Genomic DNA, 25,292 nt, shown 5'->3' on the forward strand with positions numbered 1-25,292 from the left:
CCGTTGATCGCGACGGTACAGACATCACCTATTCTTTAAGGAGCGCATTCATGGCTGTTGGTCTTGGTCCTTTGCCCACTTTGCACCCGGTCGCCGGTTTTGAACTCGGTATCGCTTCGGCCGGCATCAAGCGCCCGGGGCGCAAAGATGTAGTGGTGATGCGCTGTGCCGAAGGCTCGACGGTTGCGGGCGTGTTCACGCTCAACGCGTTTTGCGCCGCACCGGTCATCCTGGCCAAGCAACGCGTGGCAGGTTCGATCCGTTACCTGCTGACCAACACTGGCAATGCCAACGCCGGTACCGGCGAGCCAGGCCTGGTTGCCGCTGCGCGCACCTGCGCCAAGCTGGCCCAGTTGACCGGCGTCGATGCCAGCCAAGTGCTGCCATACTCCACCGGCGTGATCGGTGAGCCGCTGCCGGTGGAAAAAATCGAAGGCGCGCTGCAAGCCGCACTGGATGACCTGTCTGTGGATAACTGGGCGGCTGCGGCCACCGGCATCATGACCACCGACACTCTGCCAAAAGGCGCGAGCCGCCAGTTTGTACACGACGGCGTGACCGTCACCGTGACCGGCATCAGCAAGGGCGCGGGCATGATCCGCCCGAACATGGCCACCATGCTCGGCTACATCGCCACCGACGCCAAAGTCTCTCGCGACGTGCTGCAGCGCCTGATGCTCGACGGTGCCAACAAGTCGTTCAACCGCATCACCATCGATGGCGATACCTCGACCAACGACTGCTGCATGCTGATCGCCACCGGCCAGGCCAACCTGCCGGAAATCACCTCTACCGAGGGCGCGCTGTTCGCCGCGCTGAAGCAGGCGGTGTTCGAGGTGTGCATGGACGTGGCTCAGGCCATCGTGCGTGACGGTGAAGGCGCAACCAAGTTCGTCACGGTTGAAGTCAACGGCGGCGCTAATCACCAGGAATGCCTGGATGTCGGTTACACCGTGGCCCACTCGCCGCTGATCAAGACTGCACTGTTTGCTTCCGACCCGAACTGGGGCCGCATCCTCGCCGCCGTCGGCCGTGCCGGTGTGCCGGACCTGGACGTCAGCAAGATCGACGTCTTCCTCGGCGACGTGTGCATTGCCAGCCGTGGCGCCCGCGCCGAAACCTACACCGAAGCCCAGGGCTCGGCGGTGATGCAGCAGGAAGAAATCACCATCCGCATCGAGCTGGGTCGCGGCGAGTGCAGCGAAACCATCTGGACCACCGACCTGTCCCACGAGTACGTGAAGATCAACGCGGAATACCGCACCTGACAGCTAAGAGGAACGCGTGGTGAAACGAGTGCATGTAGCAGCAGCGGTGATCCGTGGCGTTGACGGCAGGATCCTGCTGGCACGCCGTGCCGACACCCAGCACCAAGGCGGCCTCTGGGAGTTTCCCGGCGGCAAGGTAGAGGCGGATGAATCGGTCGTTGCCGCGTTGTCCCGCGAATTGCAGGAAGAACTGGGCATCCTGGTGACCACGGCGCGCCCGTTGATCAAGGTGCAGCATGACTACCCGGACAAGCAGGTGTTGCTGGATGTCTGGGAAGTCTCGGCTTTTACCGGCGAGCCCCACGGTGCAGAAGGGCAGCCGTTGGAATGGGTGACGCCACGGGACTTGCTTAACTATGAGTTCCCGGCGGCGAATGCACCGATTGTTGCAGCTGCCCGTTTGCCCGCTGAATACCTGATTACCCCGGGCGAGTTGGAAACGCCGACCCTGCTGCGGGGCATTCAAAAAGCCATTGCCGGTGGCATCAAGCTGATTCAACTGCGTGCGCCCAACGGTTACGACCCTAAATACCGTGACCTGGCGGTGGACGCGGTGGGCTTGTGTGCCGGCAAGGCGCAACTGATGCTTAAAGGGCCGTTCGAATGGCTCGGGGATTTCCCTGCCGCCGGCTGGCACATGACCTCGGCGCAACTGCGTAAGTATGCGAGCAAAGGCCGACCGCTGCCGAAGGATCGCTGGTTGGCGGCTTCTTGCCACAACGCTGAGGAGCTGGCACTGGCAGAGATGATGGACGTGGATTTTGTCACGCTGTCGCCGGTGCAGCCGACCCAGACTCATCCCGATGCCCAGCCTTTGGGTTGGGAACAGGCGGTAGAGTTGATCCGTGGGTTCAGCAAACCGGTGTTTCTGTTGGGCGGGGTTGGGCCGGCTGAGCGGGAACAGGCTTGGGAAGCCGGGGCTCAAGGCGTGGCAGGCATTCGCGCGTATTGGCCTGAGGCATGATGATCGTTCCCACGCTCCGCGTGGGAATGCCTCTTGTGACGCTCCGCGTCACGCTTTGGGACGCGGAGCGTCCAGGGCTGCATTCCCACGCAGAGCGTGGGAACGATCTTAGTGGGGCTTCGCCGCCGCCTGCCACAACACTTCCGCTACACCCTGGCGCTTGGCAATCACCCGCGCCGCCACAAACAACACATCCGACAACCGATTGATATACGCAAGCCCCACGCCTTCCAACGGCTCCATCGCATTCAACTGCTGACACCGCCGCTCCGCACTGCGCGCCAGGCTCCGGCACACATGGGCCTGGGCAATCAGCGCCGAACCACCGGGCAAGATGAAGTTCTCCAGCGGCCCGACCTCCTCGTTCCAACGGTCAATCGCCGCTTCCAGCCGGTCGACCTCTGCGGCGTTCAACGCTTTGTACACCGGCATCGCCAACTCACCGCCCAAATCGAACAAGCGGTGCTGGCACGGTGTAAGCACCTCGATCACCTCGTTGAGCTGCGGGTGCTTGCCGCTCTGTTCTTCAAGGCTGGCCAGCAGCAAGCCCAACTGGCTGTTGAGCGTATCCACCTCGCCAATCGCCTCCACGCGAGGGTGGTCCTTGGGTACGCGACGGCCGTCACCCAGGCCCGTCTCGCCCTGGTCGCCGGTGCGGGTGTAGATCTTCGACAGGCGAAAGCCCATGGTCATTGCTCCAGTTGAGTCAGTTCATAGGGGGGCATCTGGCTGCCGGCCAACGGCAGGCGCAGGGTAAAACAGGTGCCCTGGCCGAGGGTGGAATGCACTTCCATCTGGCCTTTATGGTTGTTGGTGATGATGAAGTACGACACCGACAGCCCAAGCCCGGTGCCTTGGCCGATTTCCTTGGTGGTAAAGAACGGTTCGAAGGTGCGTTTGCGCACGTTTTCGCTCATGCCGATGCCGTTGTCTTCCACTTGGATTTCCGCCCACGGCGGGTTGAGGCGGGTGCGCAGGATGATGCGCCCCGGCTCGCTGTCGTCTTCACGCAGGTGAATGGCTTGCGCGGCGTTTTTCAGCAGGTTGAGCAGCACCTGTTCCAGCTCGTTGGCGGTGCCCGGCACCGGGCCCAGTTGGGGGTCGAACTGGCGGATGATCGCCTGGCCCTTGAAGTCGAAGCCGATGGTCAGGTCGAAGTCGTTACCGGCAATTTCCACGGCCTGGTCGATCAGTGCGGGCAAATCGCACGGCGCCATCTGGCGGTTGCTGCGGCGGCTGAAACTGAGCATATGGGTGACGATTTTCGCCGCCCGCGCGCCGGCTTGCTGGATGCCATCGAGCAATTGCGGGACTTCGCGGCTTTGCAGGTAATGGTTGACCGTCTCCAGCTCGATTCCGGCCTGTTCGGCGTGTTCCAGGTTCTTCGGCAGGTCGGGAGACAGGCGCCGGCGAATGTTCTGCACGTTATGCAGGATCGCCCCCAGCGGGTTGTTGATTTCATGGGCCATGCCCGCAGCCAGGCCGCCCACGGAGAGCATTTTTTCCGACTGCACCATCATTTCTTCCAGGGACAAACGCTGGGTGATGTCGTCGATACGGATCACCACGCCGCGCCCGGCGCCGCCCATCAATGGGTAGAAGGTCAGGGCGTAATGCTTGGGTTCGTCATCCTTGATCCAGGTGACGCGTTCGATGCGTTCGACCGTGTGCTGCTCCACCGTGGCCTTTATCTGCGGCAGGTACGGTTTGAGCGGCTGGAAGGCGAGAAAGATCGGCTGGTTCAGCGCTTCATCCAGGCGTGTGCCGGAAAGTGCCGTGGCTTCCTGGTTCCATTGGGTGACGTAAAGCTGTTCATCCAGAGCGATCAGCGCCGACGGCATTGAGTCGATGATGCTGTTGAGGTAGTTCTGGAAACCGGTGAGCTTTTTCTCGATCTTGCTGCGCACCTGCACTTCCAGTTCCAGCTTGCGGTTGGTGTGGCGTGTTTCTTCGGCCAGGCCCTGGGCTTGGTCGTAGGCGGCCTGAGAGTCGTCCCGCGCACGCTTGAGCTGCTGCTCGCGGGCTTCGATGCGCGACAACATGGTGTTGAAGGCTTCGGCCAGGCTGCCGATTTCATCATGGTTGCCGCGCCCGGCACGCAGGGCGTAGTTTTCTTCGCGGGTCACCTGGCGTGACAGTTCTTCCAGCTCATGGATAGGGCGGGTGATCAGGCGCTTGATCTGGCGGGCGATGACCAGCCACAGCAATACGCTGAAAATCAGGATGCCGAGGCTGGCGGTCAATGTGCCGGTATAGAACGCCACCGGCAACTCACTGCTGGCCACCAACAGCAAATGCCCGGATGGCTGGCCGGTGCGGGGCAGGGTGATGACCTGGTTGCTGCGAAACTCGGTAAGGCGCCAGGCTTCGATATGCCGGTAGTTTTCCGGCAGGTGCAGGCGGTTGCCGTGCTGCATCTGCGCCAGCAAAGTGCCTTCGCCGTCGTACAGCGCAGCGGCGCGCAAGGGCGAATAGCTGGTCAGCTCATTGAGCAGGGCGTCGGCCTTGGTCGGGGATTCAAGGGCTTCGGCGGCCAGCGACGGGTTGGACACCAATCGACCGATGGCCTGCAACGCCTGGGGCGCCATGCTTTCCTGGGAGATCCAATAGGCGGCGCTGATAAACGTCAGGTTGGCCACCAGCAATACCGTGGTCAACAGCACCAGCAGGGCGGCCAGCAGTTTCTGCCCTACCGGTAGGTTTTCAAGACGCTGGCGCAGTGGCATCAGGTTTTTTCCAGGTAATAGACAGGTAGGCAGGGTAGCGCGTGCCTCAGTCGCTGGCCAATCCGCGTGTGTGCAAGTAGTCGACCAGACGCGCCTGCAACTGTTGCAGATGCGGCAGTCCCAATTGATGGCGCGCTGCGGCCTGGCACGCATAACCGAGCAGGTAGCTGATTTCGGTGCGGCGGCTGGCGGCCACGTCCTGATACATGGACGAATAATTGGCCGCGGTGGCCTGGATCACCCGTTCCACTTCAGTGTGCAGGTCCTGGGCGGCGGCGGGTTGGCCGCAGCATTCAAGCAATTCGCTCAGTTCGGCGCACAAGGTCGCGACTTCGCATTGGTGGGCTTGCAGGCCGCCATTGCGGCACTGGTAAAGCACCGTTAACGGGTTGATCGCGCAATTGAGCGCCAGCTTGCGCCACAAACGCGTCAGGATGTCGGTGCTCCACTCATGGGGAATGCCGGCGGCGTGCAGGTCGTCCAGCCAAAGCGGGGGAGTGGGGCGGCGCGCGTCCCCCAGCCAGGTGAAGCCGTGGCCGGCGAAGACCACGCGCCAATCGCCGTCACGAAACGCGCCTTCGGTGCTGGAGGCAAAGAGACAGCGGGCCTGGGGCAATTGCGCGGCCACCGCATCCTGGCTGCCAAGGCCGTTTTGCAGCAGGACCAATTCAGCGTCCGGTACCAACCGGTGTTGCAGCTGAGCGATGGCACTTTGGGCATCATAGGCTTTGCACGCTACCAGCAGGCGATGAATCGGCTCGGGGCTGTCGGGTGTTTCGCCGATCACCGGGTAAGTATTTTCTATGCCGTGTTCCACCAGGGTCAGGCCGCCCGCCTTGTGATAGCTGGCCAGGCGCGCGGCGTCGCGCACTATCAGCCGCACAGGCAGGCCTGCGCGCGACAATCGCGTGGCCCAGAGGGTGCCCAGGCTGCCGGCGCCGAGAATATGCCAGGTGGTCGACATCAGTTTGTGCTCCGTAGGGTCGCCTGCGATGAATGGTGCGAAAGAACCGCTATAATGCCTCGGCATTTTAGCTTGGGCGCGCTCCATCTTTACTGAGCCCGCCCCTTATATTGGAGAAATGACATGCCTTCGTTCGACGTGGTATCCGAACTGGACAAACACGAAGTCACCAACGCCGTCGAAAACGCCGTCAAGGAACTGGACCGTCGCTATGACTTGAAGGGCAAGGGCAGCTTCGAGTTCAAGGAAAAGGAACTGACCGTCAACCTGACCGCTGAAGCCGATTTCCAGCTGGAAGCGATGATCGAGATCCTCAAGCTGTCGTTGGTCAAGCGCAAAATCGACGCACAGTGCCTTGAAATCAAGGACGCCTACGCCTCCGGCAAGCTGATGAAGCAGGAAGCCGTGCTCAAGGAAGGTATCGACAAGGAGCTGGCGAAGAAGATCGTCGCTCACGTCAAAGATGCCAAGTTGAAAGTCCAGGCTGCCATTCAGGGTGAGCAGGTACGTATCACCGGCAAGAAGCGTGACGACCTGCAAGAAGCCATCGCCGCCCTGCGCGCCAAGACCTTCGACATGCCGCTGCAGTTCAATAACTTCCGCGACTGATGGCACATTGGGGAACCTGTGCGCGTTTTTAACGTCCCACGCCCCGGAAACAGTGCCTACACTTGAGCCCTTCGGGGCTCATTTGCGTTTTAAGGCAGTCAATTAAGCCGCACATCCGCGCAACAGGAGAAGATAGATGGATTTAAACGCTGAAATGGATCACCTGATCAAGACCTCACAGTCCTGGATCCCCATGATCATGGAATACGGCAGCCGCGTGTTGCTCGCGGTAATCACCCTGGCCATCGGCTGGTGGCTGATCAACGTACTGACCCACCGTGTGGGGCGCTTGCTGGCCATCCGTAACGCCGACCTGGCGTTGCAGCACTTCATCACCAGCCTTGCGAACATTGCGCTGAAAGTCATGCTGGTTGTCAGCGTGGCCTCGATGATCGGCGTGGCCACCACCTCGTTCGTGGCTGCGATCGGTGCCGCTACACTGGCTATCGGCCTGGCGTTGCAGGGCAGCCTGGCTAACTTCGCCGGTGGCGTGTTGATTCTGCTGTTCCGTCCGTTCCGCATTGGTGACTGGATCGAAGCCCAGGGCACGTCCGGGACTGTCGATAGCATCCAGATCTTCCACACCGTGCTGCGTACCGGCGACAACAAGACCGTGATCGTGCCCAACGGCATTCTGTCCAACGGCATCATCACCAACACCAACCGTCAGCCGACCCGCAAAGTAGTGTTTGATGTGGGTGTCGACTACGAAGCCGATCTGCAGAAGGCCCGTGAAGTGCTGTTGGAGCTGGCCAAAGACCCACGCGTACTGGCTGACCCGGCGCCTGCGGCCGTGGTGTCGACCCTGGGTGACAGTTCGATCACTGTTTCCCTGCGTTGCTGGACCAATACCCCGGATTATTGGGATGTAGTGTTTATGCTCAATGAACTGGCGCGTGATCGTTTGAAAGGGGCGGGTATTGATATTCCGTTTCCGCAGCGAGTTATTCGCGTGATGCAAGAACCGCTTGCCAAATAACTAAGCGGCAGATTGTCGAACTTGGCCGATAGGTCAAGTTCGATGGGTAAGGCCAACATAGTTACTTAGCTTGCTAGTTATTTTTCTTGTGTAATCAAACTGAAATAAAAAAGCCGCTCCCCTGCAAAACAGGGGAGCGGCTTTTTAGTTAAGGCTTACGCCTTAAGTCATCGTTGTAATTAAACCGCTAATTACAAGATGTTCAGCGGGTATTGCGCGATCAGACGCAGTTCGTCGATCGACGCCGAACCGTAGTACACGCCATCAGACGAACGATAGGTCGCTTGACGAACGCGCAGGCTCAGGTCTTTTGCCGGGCCGCTCTGAACCACGTACTTGGCTTCGATGTCGCGTTCCCACTCTTTGCCGTTCGAAGTGGTGCCGGTGTTGGCGCCGCTGCCGCTGACATAACGAGTCATGAAGCTCAGGCCTGGCACGCCGAAAGTGGCCATGTTCAGGTCGTAGCGAGCTTGCCAGGATTTTTCGTCTTCAGCGTTGAAGTCGGAACGGGCGATGGAGTTGGCCAGGAAAATCGTGCCGCCGCCGTCTACGCCGTAGCCGTAGTCACCGTCACCGCTGACTTTCTGGTAGGCCAGGGTGAACGTGTGAGCCTGGATGGTGTACGCGCCTTGCAAGCTGTACGCACGGTTATCCAGTTTGGTGGTGTTGTCTTTTTCTGCGCGCTGCAGGCCGGCGCCGTCGCTTTTGGTGCTGTAGATGTTGAAGTCAACGGCCAGGGACTGTTCGTTGCTCAGCGCGTGAGTCCAGTTCAGGTTGGCGTAGGTTTTCTTCCAGTAGTCTTCGGTCTTCGCGTAGTAGAGGCTGGCGCTGACTTCCGGCGTCAGGGCATAGACACCGCCGATAAAGTCGGTTTTGGTCAGGCCCAGGCTGTCACGGTATGTCTGTGCTTGTGCCACGCTCGAGGTGAAGTGACCGCCTTCGAGTTTCAGGCCCTTGATCTCGTTGCTGGTGATCGAGATACCTTGCGGCAGCTCTGGCAGCAAGCGGCTGTCGTCGGAAGCGAATACCGGCGCGGTGGTGTACTGGTCGCCGACTTTAAGCACAGTGTCGGAGATGCGGAATTTAACCGCGCCGCCGCCTTTGGAGTAGTCGTCTTGCGAGCGACCGTCGGCACCGGTAGGGAACAGGCCAGTGCCCGAGCGACCCTTGCCGCTGTCCAGTTTCACGCCCAGCAGGCCGATCACGTCAACACCGACACCGATGGTGCCTTGGGTGTAGCCGGACTGGAACAGACCGTTGAAGCCCAGGCCGGTTTCATTGGTGTAGCTCTTGCCGGTATCGTTATTACGGAAGTCCCGACGGAAGTTCAGCAAACGGGTATTGATGCTGAACGTGCTGTCTTCAACAAAGCCCTTGGAGTCGTCCTGGGCGGACGCCATTGCGAACTGCGAGGTGCCTGCTGATACAGCCAGGGCGATCATGCTCCACTTCATCACGCGCATCGTGATTTGCTCCTTTGGTTTTAGGAAGAGTACTGCCGTCCCACCTGTATTTTTATCTGGGCGGCTCTTTCTTTTTTGTGTCGGCGCAAAGTTATATCACGCAGACCCTATTGACGATACTTACTCATCTATCCTTTCAGCTTCTTTACGAGGCTGTCGTAAATTGCTATTTCCCTGTCGCAAATTCACAGCCTGAGTGTCACCAGGCTGACAACTAAAGTGCGGTATTCCTACCCCTTGCGAAGTTTGAACTCATCCTTGAAATGCACCTGAACGTTACTGTTCTTATCGCGTAACACCCGTATCCAAACGGGTGCCGTTGCCGACGATACGGGTGTGAATGCAACAAGCGTGCACAAAGCGGTAACCGAATGTCATTTTTTCGTGAAAAACGTTACGGCCGTGTAAAAACCGCATAAGCACGGGCTTCTTACGTCGTTTGGTTTGGGCTTGACGCCCCGCTGAAACACCTTTTGGGAGGTACAAAAAAACTGTGCCAGGGCAAAGCGTTACCGGTTCACCCCTTGAGTGGGTAATTGGCGGATCCCTTTGAGGCACGGGTGGGTCATTTTGGTGCATCCCGCTGAGGCCCGATTTAGCGTAGCTCAAATATTTGCCTGCCTCGAAAGGGTGCGTGCTTTTTTCGCTCAGTGGCCTCAACGCTCCCGCATTCGCCGTGAAGCCTTGGGCATTCGAAGGTATGCTGAGCACCTGAAATTGACCTGCCGAACGGAGTGCCGCGTGTTCGCCTTAGACCAACGCCTGCAACAAGACACACTGGCCATTGGAGACTTTCCGCTCTGCCGCCTGCTGCTGTCCAACGACGCCAACTACCCGTGGTTCATCCTGGTGCCACGCCTCGACGGTATCAGCGAAGTGTTTCAACTGGATGTCGCCGATCAACACCGGTTGTGGCAAGAGACGACCACCCTGGCGCAGTTGCTCAATGAAGGGCTGGCCGCCGACAAAATGAACATCGGTGCGCTGGGGAATGTGGTCAGCCAGTTGCACGTGCATGTCATTGTGCGCAAGCGTGACGATGCGGCCTGGCCGGCACCGGTCTGGGGCAAACACCCGGCACGGCCTTATACCGATGAGCAAGTGGCGGCGATTCGCGGCCAATTGCGCGGGTTGTTACCTGCCGACTTCATCTTTACCCAGGACTGAATCATGGACCTGCAAGACCGCGTTACCGATCTGGAAAGCCGCCTGGCGTTCCAGGACGATACCATCGAGACCCTCAATGACATTCTGGTCACCCAGCAGCGTGCGGTTGAACGCCTGCAGATGCAGATGACGGCGCTGCTCAAGCGCCAGGAAGAAATGGGCGGGCAGTTCGAGACCTCCGAAGAAGAAGCACCACCGCCACATTATTGATAGCCACGGCATTAATGGCCGCACATAAAAAAACCGCGATCCGGCTCAGCCGGATCGCGGTTTTTTATGCGCTGCGGGTAGGAATCAGCGACGCGGCAGGGCCGCAATCACGTCTTCGGCTTGCAGGCCTTTGTCGCGGTTCATGACGGAGAACTCCACGCGCTGGCCTTCGACCAGGACGCGATGGCCTTCGCCACGGATAGCCCGGAAGTGGACGAAGATATCGTCGCCCGAATCGCGGGAAATAAAGCCGAAGCCTTTGGACGTGTTGAACCACTTGACGGTCCCGGTATCCCGGTTGGTCATGTCGTAGTTTTGCGACGCCGCAGCAGGCGACGAACGGTAGAAGCTGATGGCCAGGTGAAGAACGATGGCGACCACAGCAATCACCAGGCTGAGCAGGATGGCCGGGTGGCCGCCCACTTCAGGCATAGGTGCCAGGAGGGTGAGGGTTTGCACGACAACGGTCAGTACCAGCAGCGCGCTGACCAGGTTTTGCAGTTGATGACGCGTGCCTTTGTTCCAGTAAGGGATTACCGGTGCGAGCGTCAGGTTAAGAAGGCCGAACAAGGCCAGGTACAGGGCGTCATGTTGTTCCAGGTACGGCAGGCTTTCAGGCTGCAGACTCGGAATAAAGGACAGCAGCAAAGCTGCAACGCCCGTCAGGAGGTGGACGATTTTCAACATTTTGATTAACTCACGTTAAGACGGATCACAAGGAAGAGCTGACTGGCACGGTTCGCTTCTGAACAATGGGAGGCGTTGGGCACGTGCGCGGGTATCAGCCTATGTGGTGTCCCGCAGAAATGAACGGTAACCACACGCCGCCTATTTAACAGCAAAGGCTGTGCCTACTCAAATCAAGCATTTCGGGGCGTTGCAAGGGCAATAGCATTTCTGCGTAAAACACTTGTCCTAGACGGGTGCGGCTGTTTTGCGCGACATTTAGAGGCTTTCTCGCTGTGCAAAGGCTTTGTCGGCCGAGCGGGGCAATTTGCCGCATCTCACCCGGCCGGTGCCGGGCTGCACACCGCCGGCACTCTTGCTAGAGTGGTCCTGCACCTGATCAATGAATGTTCGTCAATTGAAGGGGAAAAACATGGCAATCGATATTGGTATCAGTGAAGAAGACCGTAAATCCATCGTCGATGGGCTTTCACGGCTGCTGTCCGATACCTATGTACTGTATTTGAAAACCCACAACTTCCACTGGAACGTCACGGGCCCCATGTTTCGTACGCTGCACTTGATGTTCGAGGAGCAGTACAACGAACTCGCACTGGCGGTGGACTCCATTGCCGAGCGTATCCGTGCCCTGGGCTTCCCGGCACCGGGAGCCTATTCGATCTATGCCCGGCTGTCTTCGATCAAGGAAGAAGAGGGCGTGCCCAGCGCCGAAGAGATGATCAAGCAACTGGTGGCCGGCCAGGAAGCCGTCACCCGCACCGCGCGCGGTATTTTCCCATTGCTCGACAAGGTCAGCGACGAGCCGACCGCCGACCTGTTGACCCAGCGCATGCAGGTTCACGAGAAAACCGCGTGGATGCTGCGTTCCTTGCTTGAAAACCAATAAAAGCACCCCCTGAGCGGCGCCTTCCTGGCGCCGCTCGCTTGTTTCTCCGCATTTCCTGGCGTTGTCCTACAACTTTCCAATCCGCGTCTTCTGGCTGCTCCTCTCGCCCTGCTGTTTTATAGGCCCACTGCCCAATGGGAGAAACCCATGGGCTGCTGTTTGGCAATGGAGTGTCAGGTGTATGTCACGCGGAGTGGGTAATGGAGTGATGGAAACCGCCGGTTTTCACAAGATAAAGGTCGACCCCTTTGCCAAAGGGTTCGACATGGGACTGGCCAAGCCATTGTCCCGGTCGGTCAGGCTCAATGGGTTTTCCACCTGCCTGCGTCTTGAGCAGATCTATTGGAATATCCTCACGGAGATAGCCAGGATCAATGCCTGTTCAGTCAGCGCGTTGCTGTCGTATGTCGATCGGGAAGTGCATTTGCGTTACGGGGGAGTGAAGAACTTCAGCGGGTTGGTGCGGGTGGTGTGCGTGGTCCACGTATTAAAAGATCGTGTCAGCGCCACGGGCCTGGATTAATCCGCCGGTTGCGAAGCGGGCCCACCGTCAAGGCGGGCCAGGCTTCGGGCAGAAAGCCGGCTGCGCTGTGTCGATTTACCAGATATAATCCCGCGCTTTGCTGCGCGCCCCGGCTTATCCACAGGGTGGGCGTGGCGCAGTTACGATCTGATCGCCGAGACATCTCCATGCCCATGTACGATTATCAATGTGCTTCCTGTGGTCATCAGTTGGAAGCCATTCAGAAGATCAGCGCCGCGCCGCTGGTCGATTGCCCTGCCTGCCAGGCACCTGAGCTGAAGAAGATGTTGTCCATGCCGGGCTTCCGCCTGAGCGGCGGCGGCTGGTATGAGACCGACTTCAAGACCGGCGCCAAGAAGAATCTGGCGGGCGGCGACAAAGCAGACTGAGTTGAACTCTACGCGCAGGCTCCTGCATTATCCGTCCCCTGCTTAACTGTACGGTGACGAGGCGAGCCTCCACCGAATTTCGAATTACGAGAAGTGAAACCACTACCATGATGCGCAGCCACTATTGCGGCCAACTGAACGAGACCCTGGATGGTCAGGAAATCACCCTTTGCGGATGGGTTCACCGTCGCCGCGACCACGGCGGGGTGATCTTCCTCGATATCCGTGATCGTGATGGTCTGGCCCAAGTGGTGTTCGACCCGGACCGCGCCGAGAGCTTCGCCGCCGCCGACCGCGTGCGCAGCGAATACGTCGTTAAAATCACCGGCAAGGTGCGCCTGCGCCCGGCCGGTGCTGTAAACGCCAACATGGCCTCCGGCGCCATCGAAGTGCTGGGTTATGAACTGGAAGTGCTGAACGAGTCGGAAACCCCGCCGTTCCCACTCAATGAATACTCCGACGTGGGCGAAGAAACCCGCCTGCGCTACCGCTTCCTGGACCTGCGTCGTCCGGAAATGGCCGAGAAGCTGCGCCTGCGTTCGCGCATGACCACCAGCATTCGCCGCTTCCTCGACGAAAACGGCTTCCTCGACGTCGAAACGCCGATCCTGACCCGGGCCACCCCGGAAGGTGCGCGTGACTACCTGGTGCCGAGCCGTACCCACGCCGGTTCCTTCTTCGCATTGCCGCAATCGCCGCAACTGTTCAAGCAACTGCTGATGGTCGCCGGCTTCGACCGCTACTACCAGATCGCCAAGTGCTTCCGTGATGAAGACCTGCGCGCTGACCGCCAGCCGGAATTCACCCAGATCGACATCGAGACCAGCTTCCTCGATGAAAAAGAGATCATGGGCCTGACCGAGCAAATGATCCGCAACCTGTTCAAGGAAGTGCTGGACCTGGAATTCGGCGAATTCCCGCACATGACCTTCGAAGAAGCCATGCGCCGCTACGGTTCCGACAAGCCGGACCTGCGTATCCCGCTGGAACTGGTGGACGTGGCCGACCAGCTCAAGGAAGTCGACTTCAAGGTGTTCAGCGGCCCGGCCAACGACCCGAAATGCCGCATCGCCGCCCTGCGCGTGCCTGGCGGCGCGAGCATGCCGCGCAAGCAGATCGACGATTACACCAAGTTCGTCGGCATCTACGGTGCCAAGGGCCTGGCGTACATCAAGGTCAACGAGCGCGCCAATGGCGTTGACGGCCTGCAATCGCCGATCGTGAAAAACATCCCGCTGGACAACCTGAACGCCATCCTGGACCGCGTCGGTGCAGTCGATGGCGACATCGTGTTCTTCGGTGCCGACAAGGCCAAGATCGTCAGCGAAGCCCTGGGCGCGCTGCGCATCAAGCTTGGCCACGACCTGGACCTGCTGACCTGCAAGTGGGCGCCGATGTGGGTCGTCGACTTCCCGATGTTCGAAGAGAACGACGACGGCAGCTTCAGCGCCTTGCACCACCCGTTCACCGCGCCGAAGTGCTCGCCTCAAGAGTTGGAAGCCAACCCGGCCGGCGCGCTGTCGCGTGCCTACGACATGGTGCTTAACGGCACCGAGCTGGGTGGCGGTTCGATCCGTATCCACCGCAAAGAGATGCAGCAAGCGGTGTTCCGCCTGTTGGGCATCAACGAAGCGGAACAGGAAGAGAAGTTCGGCTTCCTGCTCGACGCTCTGAAGTACGGCGCGCCGCCGCATGGTGGCTTGGCGTTCGGCCTGGACCGTCTGGTGATGCTGATGACCGGCGCCCAGTCGATCCGTGAAGTGATCGCCTTCCCGAAAACCCAGAGTGCTGCGGACGTCATGACCCAGGCACCGGGCGTGGTGGATGCCAAGGCGTTGCGCGAACTGCACATCCGTCTGCGCGAGACGCCGAAGGCTGAGTAAGGCTGCGGCGTGAAAGCGCGATAAAGTTGTACGCAGTCAAAAAGGCGCATCTTCGGATGCGCCTTTGCGTTTAAAAGAGGGAATTCCTGCCTGGGGCGGGATTGATAAGGTTTCTAGAGAATTTTCGGAGTTGTGTTATGGCTGGCCATTCCAAGTGGGCGAACATCAAGCACCGCAAAGAGCGTCAGGATGCCAAGAAAGGCAAAATCTTCACCAAGTGGATTCGCGAACTGACCGTCGCCGCCCGCCAAGGCGGTGGTGACCCAGGTTCCAACCCACGTCTGCGCCTGGCGCTGGACAAGGCTTTGGGCGCCAACATGAGCCGCGACATCATTGATCGCGCCGTGGCCCGTGGTGCCGGCGCTGCCGATACCGACGACATGGTCGAGCTGAGCTACGAAGGCTACGGCCCAGGTGGCGTGGCGGTGATGGTCGAGTGCATGACCGACAACCGCAACCGCACCGCGGCCGCCGTGCGTCATGCTTTCAGCAAATGCGGCGGCAACCTGGGCACCGACGGCTCGGTGGCTTACCTGTTCGAGCGCAAGGGGCAGATCACGTTCGCCCCCGGCACCGATGAAGACGCTTTGATGGAAGCGGCCATGGAGGCAGATGCCGACGATGTGGTGACCAATGAAGACGGTTCCATCGATGTGTTCACCTCGTTCGCGGGCTTCTACGCCGTGCGTAACGCCCTGGAAGCGGCTGGTTTCAAAGGCACCGACGCAGAAATCGTGATGCTGCCGACCACCAGCGCCGAACTGGACCTGGACGGCGCGCAGAAAGTGCTGAAGATGCTGGACATGCTCGAAGACCTGGATGATGTGCAGAACGTCTACTCGAATGCCGACATCCCGGAAGAAGTGGCAGCACAGCTAGTCTGAGGGATGATGTAGATCAAAATGTGGGAGCGGGCTTGCTCGCGAAAGCGGTGTTTCAGTCAACTCATATACGGACTGGCAGATCGCTTTCGCGAGCAAGCCCGCTCCCACATTGGATCTTCTCTGTTTAAGAAAATGTGTTTACCCAACCCGCAGGCGTTATGACTTTAATCCTTGGTATCGACCCCGGTTCGCGCATCACCGGTTTTGGCGTGGTGCAACACACCCCGCGTGGCTGCGTCTATGTCGCTTCGGGCTGCATCCGTACCGGCGCGGGCGAGTTGGCCGAGCGCCTGCAGATTGTGTACCGCGGCGTGCGTGAAGTGATCCAGACCTACGGGCCGGTCACCATGGGCATCGAAAAGGTCTTTATGGCCAAAAACGCCGATTCTGCCTTAAAGCTCGGCCAGGCCCGTGGCGCTGCTATTGTGGCCGGTGCGGAGGAGGGCATGGAAATCGCCGAATACACCGCGACCCAGGTCAAGCAGGCCGTGGTCGGCACCGGCGCGGCGAATAAAGAGCAGGTGCAGATGATGGTCATGCACATGCTCAAGCTCACCTCAAAGCCGCAAATCGACGCCTCCGACGCCCTGGCCATCGCCATTTGCCATGCGCACACGCGTTCCAGCCTCTTGCCGCATGGCTTGGGCACCGCACGCAGTCGTGGCGGGCGGCTGCGTCTCTGATAGCATCAGCGCAATCGTAATTTCCGGTCAGGCCGCGTTCTGACCCCAAGCTTTAAGGATCTGAACCGTGATTGGACGCTTGCGCGGCACCCTGGCTGAGAAACAGCCGCCGCACCTGATTCTGGATGTAAATGGGTTGGGGTATGAGCTGGAAGTGCCCATGACCACCCTGTATCGCCTGCCGTCGATTGGCGAGCCGATAACATTGCACACGCATTTGGTGGTGCGCGAAGACGCGCAATTGCTCTATGGTTTCATTGGCAAGCGCGACCGCGACTTCTTTCGTGAGCTGATTCGCCTCAATGGCGTGGGGCCCAAGTTGGCGTTGGCGTTGATGTCGAGCCTGGAAGTGGACGAACTGGTACGCGCGGTTTCGGCCCAGGACACATCAGCGTTGACCAAGGTGCCCGGTGTCGGCAAGAAAACCGCCGAGCGCCTGCTGGTCGAACTCAAGGACCGTTTCAAGGCCTGGGAAGTGGTGCCGAACATGTTTGCCCTGGTACCGAACCAGCCGGACATGCCGGCCGGCCAGGTCGCCAGTGCCGAAAGCGATGCGGTGAGCGCGCTGATTTCCCTGGGCTACAAGCCCCAGGAAGCCAGCAAAGCCGTATCGGCCATCAAGGACAAGAACCTGAGCAGCGAAGACATGATCCGCCGAGCCCTGAAGGGAATGATTTAAGTGATTGAAGCTGATCGTCTGATCGCGGCCACCGGCCCGCGCGACCGAGAAGAAGTCCAGGACCGCGCCATCCGCCCCGTCAGCCTTGCCGACTACATCGGCCAGCCGACCGTGCGCGAGCAGATGGAGCTGTTTATCCAGGCTGCGCGTGGGCGCAACGAGTCCCTTGATCACACGTTGATCTTCGGCCCGCCGGGCCTGGGCAAGACCACCCTGGCCATGATCATCGCCCAGGAGATGGGCGTGTCGATCAAGTCCACCTCCGGCCCGGTGCTGGAGCGTCCGGGCGACCTGGCCGCACTGCTGACCAACCTTGAGCCCCACGACGTGCTGTTTATCGACGAGATTCACCGGCTGTCGCCGATCGTCGAGGAAGTGCTGTACCCGGCCATGGAAGACTTTCAGCTCGACATCATGATCGGCGAAGGCCCGGCAGCGCGCTCGATCAAGCTCGACCTGCCGCCGTTTACGCTGGTCGGCGCCACCACGCGCGCCGGGATGCTGACCAACCCGTTGCGAGACCGTTTCGGCATTGTTCAACGTCTAGAGTTCTATAGCACTGCGGATCTTGCGACCATTGTCAGCCGTTCGGCGGGCATCCTGGGGTTGCCGCTGGACCCGGAAGGCGCGTTTGAAATCGCCCGCCGCGCCCGTGGCACGCCGCGTATCGCCAACCGCTTGCTGCGTCGTGTGCGCGATTTTGCCGAAGTACGGGCCAAGGGGCATATCACCAAGGCCGTGGCGGATTTGGCCTTGAACCTGCTGGATGTGGACGAGCACGGCTTCGATCACCAGGATCGACGTCTACTCTTGACCATGATCGAGAAGTTCGATGGCGGCCCGGTCGGAGTGGACAGCCTGGCAGCGGCCATCAGTGAGGAGCGCCATACCATTGAGGATGTGCTGGAGCCGTACCTGATCCAGCAGGGTTACATCATGCGTACGCCAAGGGGCCGCGTGGTCACGCGCCACGCCTATTTGCATTTTGGGTTAAACATTCCGTCACGATTGGGCGAGATGCCTGTAGTAGACGAATTCCTTGATGCAGTGGACGATTAATAACGCCACGCCAGACGATTTATCTGAAGTTTGTGCTGTCCTAGTGGCTGGTGTCGTCATTCAGTCGTTAGAAATGCTGAATAGAATGCAAAAACAGTTGCCCAGCCGGATTGGCAACCTGAGGAGTAAGCACTAGAGTATGCGCGCGCAAAACGGGGATCAGTCGTTCGCACATCGCTGTCGCGTTTATTACGAGGACACCGATGCCGGCGGCATCGTTTATTACGTCAACTACCTCAAGTTCATGGAGCGGGCTCGAACCGAGCGGCTACGGGAGCTGGGCTTTGCCCAATCCCAGCTGGCAGGGGAGGACCTGTTATTCGTCGTGCATTCCAGCGAGGCGCGCTACCACGCACCGGCGCGACTGGACGACGAATTGCTGGTCAGCGCTGAAGTTATCGAATTGAACCGTGTCAGCCTGCGCTTTAAACAGCAGGTCAGGCGGGCAACGGATGCAACGCTGCTCTGTGAGGGGCAGTTCCTGGTGGCCTGTGTGCGCACCAATAGTTTGAAACCCCGGGCCATTCCCGAAGCTCTACGTGCGGCCTTTGCCCACGTAAGCGGCGCGGGTAAACAATCAAAGCAGGAGATTTAGCGTGGAACCTACCGTCGTCGACCATTCCTCCATGTGGAGCCTGGTCAGCAATGCCAGTGTTGTGGTTCAACTGGTGATGCTGGTCCTGGTAGCCGCATCGGTTACCTCTTGGGTCATGATTTTTCAGCGCAGCAACCTGCTGCGTGCCGGTCGACGTGCCCTGGAGAGCTTCGAGGAGCGCTTCTGGTCGGGTATCGACCTGTCCAAGCTGTACCGCCAGGCCGGTAGCAACCCGGACCCGGATTCGGGCGTAGAGCAGATCTTCCGCGCCGGTTTCAAGGAATTCTCGCGCCTGCGCCAGCAACCGGGTGTTGACCCCGAAGCGGTCATGGAAGGCGTGGCCCGCGCCATGCGCGTCGCGATCTCCCGTGAAGAAGAGAAGCTTGAGCAAAGCTTGCCGTTCCTCGCTACCGTCGGTTCCGTGAGCCCGTACATCGGCCTGTTCGGTACCGTGTGGGGCATCATGAACTCCTTCCGTGGCCTGGCCCAGGCGCAACAAGCCACCCTGGCCACCGTGGCCCCGGGTATCGCCGAGGCTTTGATCGCCACCGCGATCGGCCTGTTCGCCGCTATTCCCGCAGTAATTGCCTACAACCGTTTTGCCGCCCGTGGCGAAACCTTGATCAGCCGTTACTACACCTTCGCCGATGAATTCCAGGCGATCCTGCACCGTAAAGTGCACACCAGCGAAGAATAAGCAGGTAATTTCCAATGGCTTTAATCGCTCGAGCTCGCAAAAAGCGCAAGCCGGTCGCCGAGATGAACGTAGTGCCTTACATCGACGTGATGCTGGTGCTGCTGGTTATCTTCATGGTGACCGCGCCGATGCTCAATCAGGGCGTGAAGGTTGATCTGCCCAAGGTTTCCAGCGAAGCCTTGCCGCAAGACAACAACACTCAGGTCCTGACCATTTCGATCAAGGCTGACAAGACCTATTACTGGAACCTTGGCAGCGAAGTCGACACCCAGAAACAGCAGGACAAGGCCATGACCTTGCCGCAGATGACGGACGCCGTGACCAAGATCATCCGGTCCGGCAACGAAGGCGGCAAGCACACGCAAGTGTTCATTCGCGGCGACAAAGTGGTCGACTATGGCTCCGTCATGGGCGCCATGGGCGGGCTGCAGAAGGCCGGCGTGGGTAACGTTGGCTTGATTACCGAGGCGCCCTGATGCAGCAACAGCGAGAGCCGTCCGCCTCGGAAAGCTACTTCTGGCCTAGCGTCTGGGCAATTGCCTTGCACGTCCTGGTGTTCGGCATGCTGTTCGTCAGCTTTGCCATGACCCCGGACCTGCCGCCAGCCAAGCCGATCGTGCAGGCGACCCTGTATCAGCTGAAATCGAAAAGTCAGGCCACCACCCAGACCAATCAGAAGATTGCGGGTGAAGCCCAGAAGTCGGCTGCGCGCCAGACCGAAGTCGAGCAGATGGAACAGAAGAAGGTCGAGCAGGAAGCGGTGAAGGCTGCTGCGGAACAAAAGAAAGAAGAGGCGGCTCAAAAGGCCGAGGAATCGAAAAAGGCTGACGAAGCCAAGAAAGCTGACGAGGCCAAAAAGGCGGATGAAGCCAAGAAAGCCGATAAAGCTGCCGAAGCTAAAAAGGCTGAAGAGAAACAATTGGCTGATATAGCCAAGAAGAAATCTGAAGAAGAAGCCAAAAAAGCTGCCGAAGAAGAGGCCAAGAAAAAGGCCGCTGAAGAGGCCAAGAAGAAGATAGTCGAAGACGCGAAGAAGAAAGCCGCCGAAGACGCCAAGAAAAAAGCTGAAGCAGACGAGGCGAAGAAGAAAGTCGCCGACGACGCGAAGAAGAAAGCTGCCGCCGACGCCAGCAAGAAAAAGGCCCAGGAAGCAGCGCGTAAATCCGCCGAAGAGAAAAAGGCCCAGGCCTTGGCAGATTTGCTCTCCGACACGCCGCAGCGTCAGCAAGCCTTGGCCGATGAACGTGGCGATGAAGTCGCAGGCAGTTTCGACGACCTGATTCGGGCACGGGCAGCGGAAGGTTGGACACGTCCACCTTCGGCACGTAAAGGCATGACAGTAGTGCTGCAGATCGGCATGTTGCCGGACGGTACGGTGACTTCGGTCAGCGTGGCCAAGTCCAGTGGTGACGGTTCGTTCGACAGTTCGGCGGTTGCAGCGGTCAAGAACATTGGCCGGTTGACCGAGATGCAGGGAATGAAACCAAGCGACTTCGCTCCCTATCGTTCATTCAAGATGACATTCACACCTGAGGATCTAGCCTTGTGAGAAACCTTCTTCGAGGAATGCTTGTCGTTATTTGCTGTATGGCAGGGATAGCGGCGGCGGATGAAAAGAACATCCTGGTCACCAGCGGTAGCGATCGGGCCACCCCGATCGCGGTAGTACCGTTTGGCTGGCAGGGCGGCAGCGTGCTGCCGGACGACATGGCCCAGATCGTCAGCGACGACCTGCGCAACTCCGGCTACTACGCGCCGATTCCAAAAGGCAACATGATCAGCCAGCCGACCCAGGCCAGCGAAGTCATCTTCCGTGACTGGAAAGCCGTAGGCGCCCAGTACCTGATGGTCGGCAGCATTACGCCGGCCGGCGGTCGCCTGCAAATCCAGTACACGTTGTTCAACGTGGCCACCGAGCAGCAGGTCCTGACCGGCAGCGTATCGGGCACCGCCGAACAACTGCGGGACATGGCGCATTACATCTCGGACCAGTCGTTTGAAAAACTCACCGGTATCAAGGGGGCGTTCTCGACACGTCTGCTTTATGTAACGGCTGAGCGTTTCTCCGTAGACAACACGCGTTACACCCTGCAGCGTTCGGACTACGACGGCGCCCGCGCCGTGACCTTGCTGCAGTCCCGTGAGCCAATCCTGTCGCCGCGTTTTGCGCCGGACGGCAAGCGTATTGCCTACGTGTCGTTCGAACAGCGCCGCCCGCGCATTTTCGTGCAGCACATCGACACCGGTCGTCGTGAGCAAATCACCAACTTTGAAGGCCTCAATGGTGCCCCTGCGTGGTCGCCGGATGGTTCGCGCCTGGCCTTCGTGCTGTCCAAAGATGGCAACCCGGACATTTACGTGATGAACATGGCTTCGCGCCAGATCAGCCGTGTAACCAGTGGCCCGGGCATCAATACCGAACCGTTCTGGGGTAAGGATGGTTCGACCATCTACTTCACCTCCGATCGCGGCGGCAAGCCTCAAATCTACAAAACAAGCGTAGGTGGCGGTGGCGCAGAACGCGTGACCTTTATTGGTAACTACAATGCCAATCCTAAGCTTTCGGCCGATGAAAAGACGTTGGTGATGATTCACCGTCAGGATGGTTTCACTAATTTCCGGGTTGCGGCCCAGGATTTGCAGCGTGGAACGGTAAAAATCCTCACAGATACCAACCTTGATGAGTCAGCCACTGTTGCGCCCAACGGCACCATGGTAATCTACGCCACCCGCCAGCAGGGCCGGGGAGTCTTGATGCTCGTGTCCATTAATGGACGCGTAAGGCTCCCGCTTCCTACCGCACAAGGCGAAGTCAGAGAACCGTCCTGGTCCCCTTACCTGAACTGACGCGGCGCTACAAAAAGAATTGCTTAACACACTGGGGTTCATTAGGAGTTTCACGATGGAAATGCTGAAGTTTGGTAAGTTTGCTGCTCTGGCTCTGGCTCTGTCCGTAGCCGTTGGTTGCTCGTCTAAAGGCGGCGACAATGCCGGTGAAGGCGCAGCTGTTGATCCAAACGCTGGTTACGGCGCTAACACTGGTGCAGTTGACGGCTCCCTGAGCGAAGAAGCTGCTCTGCGCGCTATCACCACTTTCTACTTCGAATACGACAGTTCTGACCTGAAGCCAGAAGCCATGCGCGCTCTGGACGTTCACGCGAAGGACCTGAAAGCTAACGGCGCTCGCGTTGTTCTGGAAGGTAACACTGACGAACGTGGTACTCGCGAGTACAACATGGCACTGGGCGAGCGTCGTGCGAAAGCCGTTCAACGCTACCTGGTACTGCAAGGTGTTGCTCCAGGCCAACTGGAACTGGTTTCCTACGGTAAAGAGCGTCCAGTTGCTACTGGCCACGACGAGCAGTCCTGGGCTCAAAACCGTCGCGTCGAACTGCGTAAGTAATTCGTCATGCGAACGTGCCGTCGTGCTCTAACTGTATTGGCTCTCAGCCTCGCACCGCTTGCGGTGTGGGCTGCGGTTCCTGTGGAAGATAGCAACTCTGGCTATAACAATAGCGGGAGCAGTTATCCGCCAGCGGGTTATGGCACGAACGGCGCCTATGCTGGGGGACCGGCAACTGCCGCTCCCTCGGCACAGGGCGAACTGTTCAACCAGCTGCAACGCATGCAGGATCAATTGTCGCAGCAACAAGGCACCATTGAGATCTTGCAGAACCAGGTGAACCAGCTGAAGCAAGAAGGCCTGGAGCGTTACCAGGATCTTGATCGACGCATTGGAGCCGGCGTAACACCTGCCGCAACTCCTGATAATTCTTCTACCGGTGGCGCGCCAAGCGCTGCCGCCGGTGGTGCAGCAGCAGGCGCAGCGGCTAGCCAAGCGCCTGCCGCCAGCAGCGAACCGGGTGATCCGGCCAAGGAAAAGCTGTATTACGACGCAGCTTTTGACCTGATCAAAGCCAAGGATTTCGATAAGGCCAGCCAGGCCTTTACCGCATTCCTGCGCAAATACCCTAACAGCCAATACGCGGGCAATGCCCAGTACTGGCTGGGTGAGGTGAACCTGGCAAAGGGTGATTTGCAAGCGGCAGGCCAGGCATTTGCCAAGGTCAGCCAGCTGTACCCAAAGCATGCCAAGGTGCCTGACTCGCTGTATAAACTGGCTGATGTAGAACGCCGCCTGGGTCACACCGACAAGGTCAAAGGCATTCTGCAACAGGTGGTTGCCCAATATCCGGGTACCTCCGCAGCCCAGTTGGCCCAGCGGGATCTGCAGCGCTTGTAAGCGATGCAACCCGTTTAGAAGAAACCCGCGCCTGGCGCGGGTTTTTTCGTTAGAATCCACGCCCTTTTATGAAACACGCTTTTTGGGGCCTGCGCGTTGGCGGGGTTCCTTGAAGTGCCTGACGGAGGCGGACAGCCTGTTTAGCTGTTACGCCCGTGGCGACTATGCAAGACACATTACGTATTACCGAAGTTTTTTACTCGTTACAGGGTGAAACGCGTACCGCTGGCCTGCCTACCGTCTTTGTACGGTTGACCGGCTGCCCGTTGCGTTGCCAATACTGTGACAGCGCCTACGCCTTCAGCGGCGGCACCGTGCGCACCCTCGACGACATCATTGAACAGGTTGCCGGCTTCAAGCCGCGCTACGTCTGTGTGACCGGTGGTGAGCCCCTGGCCCAGCCGAATGCCATCCCGTTGCTCAAGCGGCTGTGTGACGCCGGTTACGAGGTTTCACTGGAAACCAGCGGCGCCCTGGACATCTCTGCGGTCGACGCGCGGGTGAGCCGGGTGGTCGACCTCAAGACCCCAGGCTCCAAGGAGGCGCACCGCAACCTCTACGACAACATGGATTTGCTGACGGCCAACGATCAGGTCAAGTTCGTGATTTGTTCGCGGGATGACTATGACTGGGCGGCCTCCAAGCTGATCCAGTACAACCTCGACCGCCGGGCCGGTGAGGTGTTGTTCTCGCCGAGCCATCATGACTTGAACGCCCGCGACCTGGCCGATTGGGTCGTGGCGGACAACCTGCCGGTGCGCCTGCAATTGCAGTTGCACAAATACCTGTGGAACGACGAGCCGGGGCGCTGACATGACCGAGCAAAAACGCGCGGTCATCCTGCTCTCTGGCGGTCTGGATTCCGCCACGCTGGTGGCCATGGTCCGTGCCCAAGGCTACAGCTGTTACACCCTGAGTTTCGATTACGGCCAACGCCACCGCGCCGAGCTGCACGCCGCCGAGCGTGTTGCCCGTGACCTGGGCGTGGTCGAGCACAAGGTGATCGGCCTCAACCTCAACGGCATCGGCGGCTCGGCCCTGACGGACAGCAGCATTGATGTGCCTGAGGCACCCAGCGAAGGCATTCCGCTGACCTACGTGCCGGCACGTAACACTGTGTTCCTGTCGTTGGCGCTTGGCTGGGCCGAGGTATTGAAGGCCCGCGATATCTTCATTGGCGTCAATGCCCTCGACTACAACGGCTACCCGGACTGCCGTCCGGAATACGTCGAGGCGTTCGAACGTATGGCCAACCTGGCGACCAAGGCCGGTGTGGAAGGGCAGGGATTCCGCATTCAGGCGCCGCTGCAGAACATGAGCAAGGCAGACATCGTGAAGGCAGGTGTAGGGCTAGGCGTCGATTATGCGCTGACAGTTTCCTGCTACCAGGCAGACAATTCCGGTCGTGCCTGTGGGAAATGTGACGCTTGCAGACTGCGAGCAGAAGGCTTCAAAAACGCCGCAATTGCTGACCCAACGCGTTATTTCTGATTTATTTAAAATAAGGTGTTGAATAATCCTTAGAAATCAGTATTATACGCGCCACCACACAGCGGGTCGTTAGCTCAGTTGGTAGAGCAGTTGGCTTTTAACCAATTGGTCGTAGGTTCGAATCCCACACGACCCACCATTTTTGGCGGTTTAGAAAATCCGGAAGGCCCACGCAAGTGAGGATTTCCGGGTTTTTTTTTGCCTGCAATTTGGCGCTGGTAAAAAACCGCCTCCAAGAGACGG

Annotated in this window: 28 protein-coding genes and 1 tRNA gene; 24 read left to right on the plus strand and 5 right to left on the minus strand. The window is 59.1% G+C overall.

Annotation, left to right across the window (positions count from 1 at the left end):
- The first annotated feature begins 50 nt into the window (after positions 1–50).
- Both argJ and BFP92_RS17395 read left to right on the plus strand, forming a co-directional pair.
- On the plus strand, positions 51–1,268 hold the full coding sequence (gene argJ, locus BFP92_RS17390; RefSeq protein ID WP_017139797.1) for a bifunctional glutamate N-acetyltransferase/amino-acid acetyltransferase ArgJ: 1,218 nt from the start codon (positions 51–53) through the stop codon (positions 1,266–1,268).
- A 19-nt stretch (positions 1,269–1,287) separates the two neighbouring features.
- The gene (locus tag BFP92_RS17395; protein WP_065930437.1) at positions 1,288–2,232 is read left to right on the plus strand and encodes a Nudix family hydrolase; all 945 of its coding nucleotides are present in this window, start codon (positions 1,288–1,290) and stop codon (positions 2,230–2,232) included.
- A 108-nt stretch (positions 2,233–2,340) separates the two neighbouring features.
- Here BFP92_RS17395 and BFP92_RS17400 read toward each other — a convergent pair whose 3' ends face one another.
- The 3 genes from BFP92_RS17400 to BFP92_RS17410 are packed head-to-tail and all read right to left on the minus strand — an operon-like array spanning position 2,341 to position 5,922.
- The gene (locus tag BFP92_RS17400) at positions 2,341–2,919 is read right to left on the minus strand and encodes a cob(I)yrinic acid a,c-diamide adenosyltransferase (RefSeq protein WP_065930438.1); all 579 of its coding nucleotides are present in this window, start codon (positions 2,917–2,919) and stop codon (positions 2,341–2,343) included.
- Positions 2,920–2,921: 2 nt separating this feature from the next.
- Complete coding sequence (locus BFP92_RS17405) at positions 2,922–4,958, minus strand: sensor histidine kinase (protein WP_065930439.1); 2,037 nt, start codon at positions 4,956–4,958, stop codon at positions 2,922–2,924.
- 46 nt (positions 4,959–5,004) lie between these two features.
- Positions 5,005–5,922: a putative 2-dehydropantoate 2-reductase gene (locus BFP92_RS17410; protein ID WP_065930440.1), complete on the minus strand. Its 918-nt coding sequence runs from the start codon at positions 5,920–5,922 to the stop codon at positions 5,005–5,007.
- A gap of 123 nt (positions 5,923–6,045) precedes the next feature.
- On the opposite strand from BFP92_RS17410, the gene BFP92_RS17415 reads away from it, so the two are divergent.
- Both BFP92_RS17415 and BFP92_RS17420 read left to right on the plus strand, forming a co-directional pair.
- Positions 6,046–6,531, plus strand: a complete 486-nt coding sequence (locus BFP92_RS17415) for a YajQ family cyclic di-GMP-binding protein (protein WP_003209785.1) — start codon at positions 6,046–6,048, stop codon at positions 6,529–6,531.
- A gap of 136 nt (positions 6,532–6,667) precedes the next feature.
- Positions 6,668–7,510 carry a mechanosensitive ion channel family protein gene (locus tag BFP92_RS17420; protein ID WP_056858566.1) on the plus strand — a complete coding sequence of 281 codons (843 nt, stop codon included), beginning with the start codon at positions 6,668–6,670 and terminating at the stop codon, positions 7,508–7,510.
- A 191-nt stretch (positions 7,511–7,701) separates the two neighbouring features.
- Here BFP92_RS17420 and BFP92_RS17425 read toward each other — a convergent pair whose 3' ends face one another.
- Entirely contained in the window at positions 7,702–8,973 is a 1,272-nt protein-coding gene (locus BFP92_RS17425) for an OprD family porin (RefSeq protein ID WP_056858567.1), read from the minus strand.
- A gap of 741 nt (positions 8,974–9,714) precedes the next feature.
- On the opposite strand from BFP92_RS17425, the gene BFP92_RS17430 reads away from it, so the two are divergent.
- Positions 9,715–10,140 (plus strand): HIT domain-containing protein, encoded by a 426-nt coding sequence (locus BFP92_RS17430; RefSeq protein ID WP_065930441.1) that lies wholly within the window; start codon positions 9,715–9,717, stop codon positions 10,138–10,140.
- 3 nt (positions 10,141–10,143) lie between these two features.
- Positions 10,144–10,350 (plus strand): SlyX family protein, encoded by a 207-nt coding sequence (locus BFP92_RS17435; RefSeq protein WP_017139805.1) that lies wholly within the window; start codon positions 10,144–10,146, stop codon positions 10,348–10,350.
- Positions 10,351–10,434: 84 nt separating this feature from the next.
- On the opposite strand, the gene BFP92_RS32305 is transcribed toward BFP92_RS17435, so the two are convergent.
- Complete coding sequence (locus BFP92_RS32305) at positions 10,435–11,037, minus strand: cold-shock protein (protein WP_003193875.1); 603 nt, start codon at positions 11,035–11,037, stop codon at positions 10,435–10,437.
- A gap of 412 nt (positions 11,038–11,449) precedes the next feature.
- On the opposite strand from BFP92_RS32305, the gene BFP92_RS17445 reads away from it, so the two are divergent.
- The 18 genes from BFP92_RS17445 (at position 11,450) to BFP92_RS17530 (ending at position 25,188) form a co-directional block, all read left to right on the plus strand.
- Entirely contained in the window at positions 11,450–11,923 is a 474-nt protein-coding gene (locus BFP92_RS17445; RefSeq protein ID WP_003193874.1) for a Dps family protein, read from the plus strand.
- Positions 11,924–12,104: 181 nt separating this feature from the next.
- Positions 12,105–12,446 carry a ribbon-helix-helix domain-containing protein gene (locus BFP92_RS17450; protein WP_058422738.1) on the plus strand — a complete coding sequence of 114 codons (342 nt, stop codon included), beginning with the start codon at positions 12,105–12,107 and terminating at the stop codon, positions 12,444–12,446.
- Positions 12,447–12,613: 167 nt separating this feature from the next.
- Complete coding sequence (locus BFP92_RS17455; RefSeq protein ID WP_017139808.1) at positions 12,614–12,835, plus strand: FmdB family zinc ribbon protein; 222 nt, start codon at positions 12,614–12,616, stop codon at positions 12,833–12,835.
- A 107-nt stretch (positions 12,836–12,942) separates the two neighbouring features.
- A complete protein-coding gene (gene aspS / locus BFP92_RS17460; RefSeq protein ID WP_065930442.1) occupies positions 12,943–14,718 on the plus strand; it encodes an aspartate--tRNA ligase in 1,776 nt (591 codons plus the stop codon).
- Between the two features lie 137 nt (positions 14,719–14,855).
- Positions 14,856–15,602, plus strand: a complete 747-nt coding sequence (locus BFP92_RS17465; protein WP_058422739.1) for a YebC/PmpR family DNA-binding transcriptional regulator — start codon at positions 14,856–14,858, stop codon at positions 15,600–15,602.
- Between the two features lie 158 nt (positions 15,603–15,760).
- A complete protein-coding gene (gene ruvC / locus BFP92_RS17470; RefSeq protein ID WP_024077147.1) occupies positions 15,761–16,285 on the plus strand; it encodes a crossover junction endodeoxyribonuclease RuvC in 525 nt (174 codons plus the stop codon).
- Between the two features lie 67 nt (positions 16,286–16,352).
- Positions 16,353–16,964 (plus strand): Holliday junction branch migration protein RuvA, encoded by a 612-nt coding sequence (gene ruvA / locus BFP92_RS17475; RefSeq protein WP_056858571.1) that lies wholly within the window; start codon positions 16,353–16,355, stop codon positions 16,962–16,964.
- On the plus strand, positions 16,965–18,023 hold the full coding sequence (gene ruvB, locus BFP92_RS17480; RefSeq protein WP_017139814.1) for a Holliday junction branch migration DNA helicase RuvB: 1,059 nt from the start codon (positions 16,965–16,967) through the stop codon (positions 18,021–18,023).
- 139 nt (positions 18,024–18,162) lie between these two features.
- A complete protein-coding gene (gene ybgC / locus BFP92_RS17485) occupies positions 18,163–18,618 on the plus strand; it encodes a tol-pal system-associated acyl-CoA thioesterase (protein ID WP_065930443.1) in 456 nt (151 codons plus the stop codon).
- Position 18,619: 1 nt separating this feature from the next.
- On the plus strand, positions 18,620–19,315 hold the full coding sequence (gene tolQ, locus BFP92_RS17490) for a protein TolQ (RefSeq protein ID WP_003209819.1): 696 nt from the start codon (positions 18,620–18,622) through the stop codon (positions 19,313–19,315).
- 23 nt (positions 19,316–19,338) lie between these two features.
- Positions 19,339–19,791: a protein TolR gene (gene tolR, locus BFP92_RS17495; RefSeq protein WP_161630238.1), complete on the plus strand. Its 453-nt coding sequence runs from the start codon at positions 19,339–19,341 to the stop codon at positions 19,789–19,791.
- Positions 19,791–20,864, plus strand: a complete 1,074-nt coding sequence (gene tolA / locus BFP92_RS17500; RefSeq protein WP_056858573.1) for a cell envelope integrity protein TolA — start codon at positions 19,791–19,793, stop codon at positions 20,862–20,864. The genes tolR and tolA overlap by 1 nt, the downstream gene beginning before the upstream one ends.
- 17 nt (positions 20,865–20,881) lie before the next feature.
- Positions 20,882–22,162, plus strand: coding sequence for a Tol-Pal system beta propeller repeat protein TolB (gene tolB, locus BFP92_RS17505; RefSeq protein ID WP_032865998.1), 1,281 nt, complete (start codon positions 20,882–20,884; stop codon positions 22,160–22,162).
- Between the two features lie 55 nt (positions 22,163–22,217).
- Positions 22,218–22,718, plus strand: a complete 501-nt coding sequence (gene pal / locus BFP92_RS17510; protein WP_003209827.1) for a peptidoglycan-associated lipoprotein Pal — start codon at positions 22,218–22,220, stop codon at positions 22,716–22,718.
- 6 nt (positions 22,719–22,724) lie between these two features.
- Positions 22,725–23,558: a tol-pal system protein YbgF gene (ybgF, locus tag BFP92_RS17515; protein WP_065930444.1), complete on the plus strand. Its 834-nt coding sequence runs from the start codon at positions 22,725–22,727 to the stop codon at positions 23,556–23,558.
- A gap of 164 nt (positions 23,559–23,722) precedes the next feature.
- Positions 23,723–24,370: a 7-carboxy-7-deazaguanine synthase QueE gene (queE, locus tag BFP92_RS17520; protein WP_017139819.1), complete on the plus strand. Its 648-nt coding sequence runs from the start codon at positions 23,723–23,725 to the stop codon at positions 24,368–24,370.
- 1 nt (position 24,371) lies between these two features.
- The gene (queC, locus tag BFP92_RS17525; RefSeq protein WP_065930445.1) at positions 24,372–25,049 is read left to right on the plus strand and encodes a 7-cyano-7-deazaguanine synthase QueC; all 678 of its coding nucleotides are present in this window, start codon (positions 24,372–24,374) and stop codon (positions 25,047–25,049) included.
- 63 nt (positions 25,050–25,112) lie between these two features.
- Positions 25,113–25,188: transfer RNA gene (locus BFP92_RS17530), tRNA-Lys, on the plus strand.
- Positions 25,189–25,292 lie beyond the last annotated feature (104 nt).

Origin of the sequence: Pseudomonas sp. 58 R 3 (assembly GCF_900006605.1) — a bacterium.
GTDB classification, from domain to species: Bacteria; Pseudomonadota; Gammaproteobacteria; order Pseudomonadales; family Pseudomonadaceae; genus Aquipseudomonas; species Aquipseudomonas salomonii.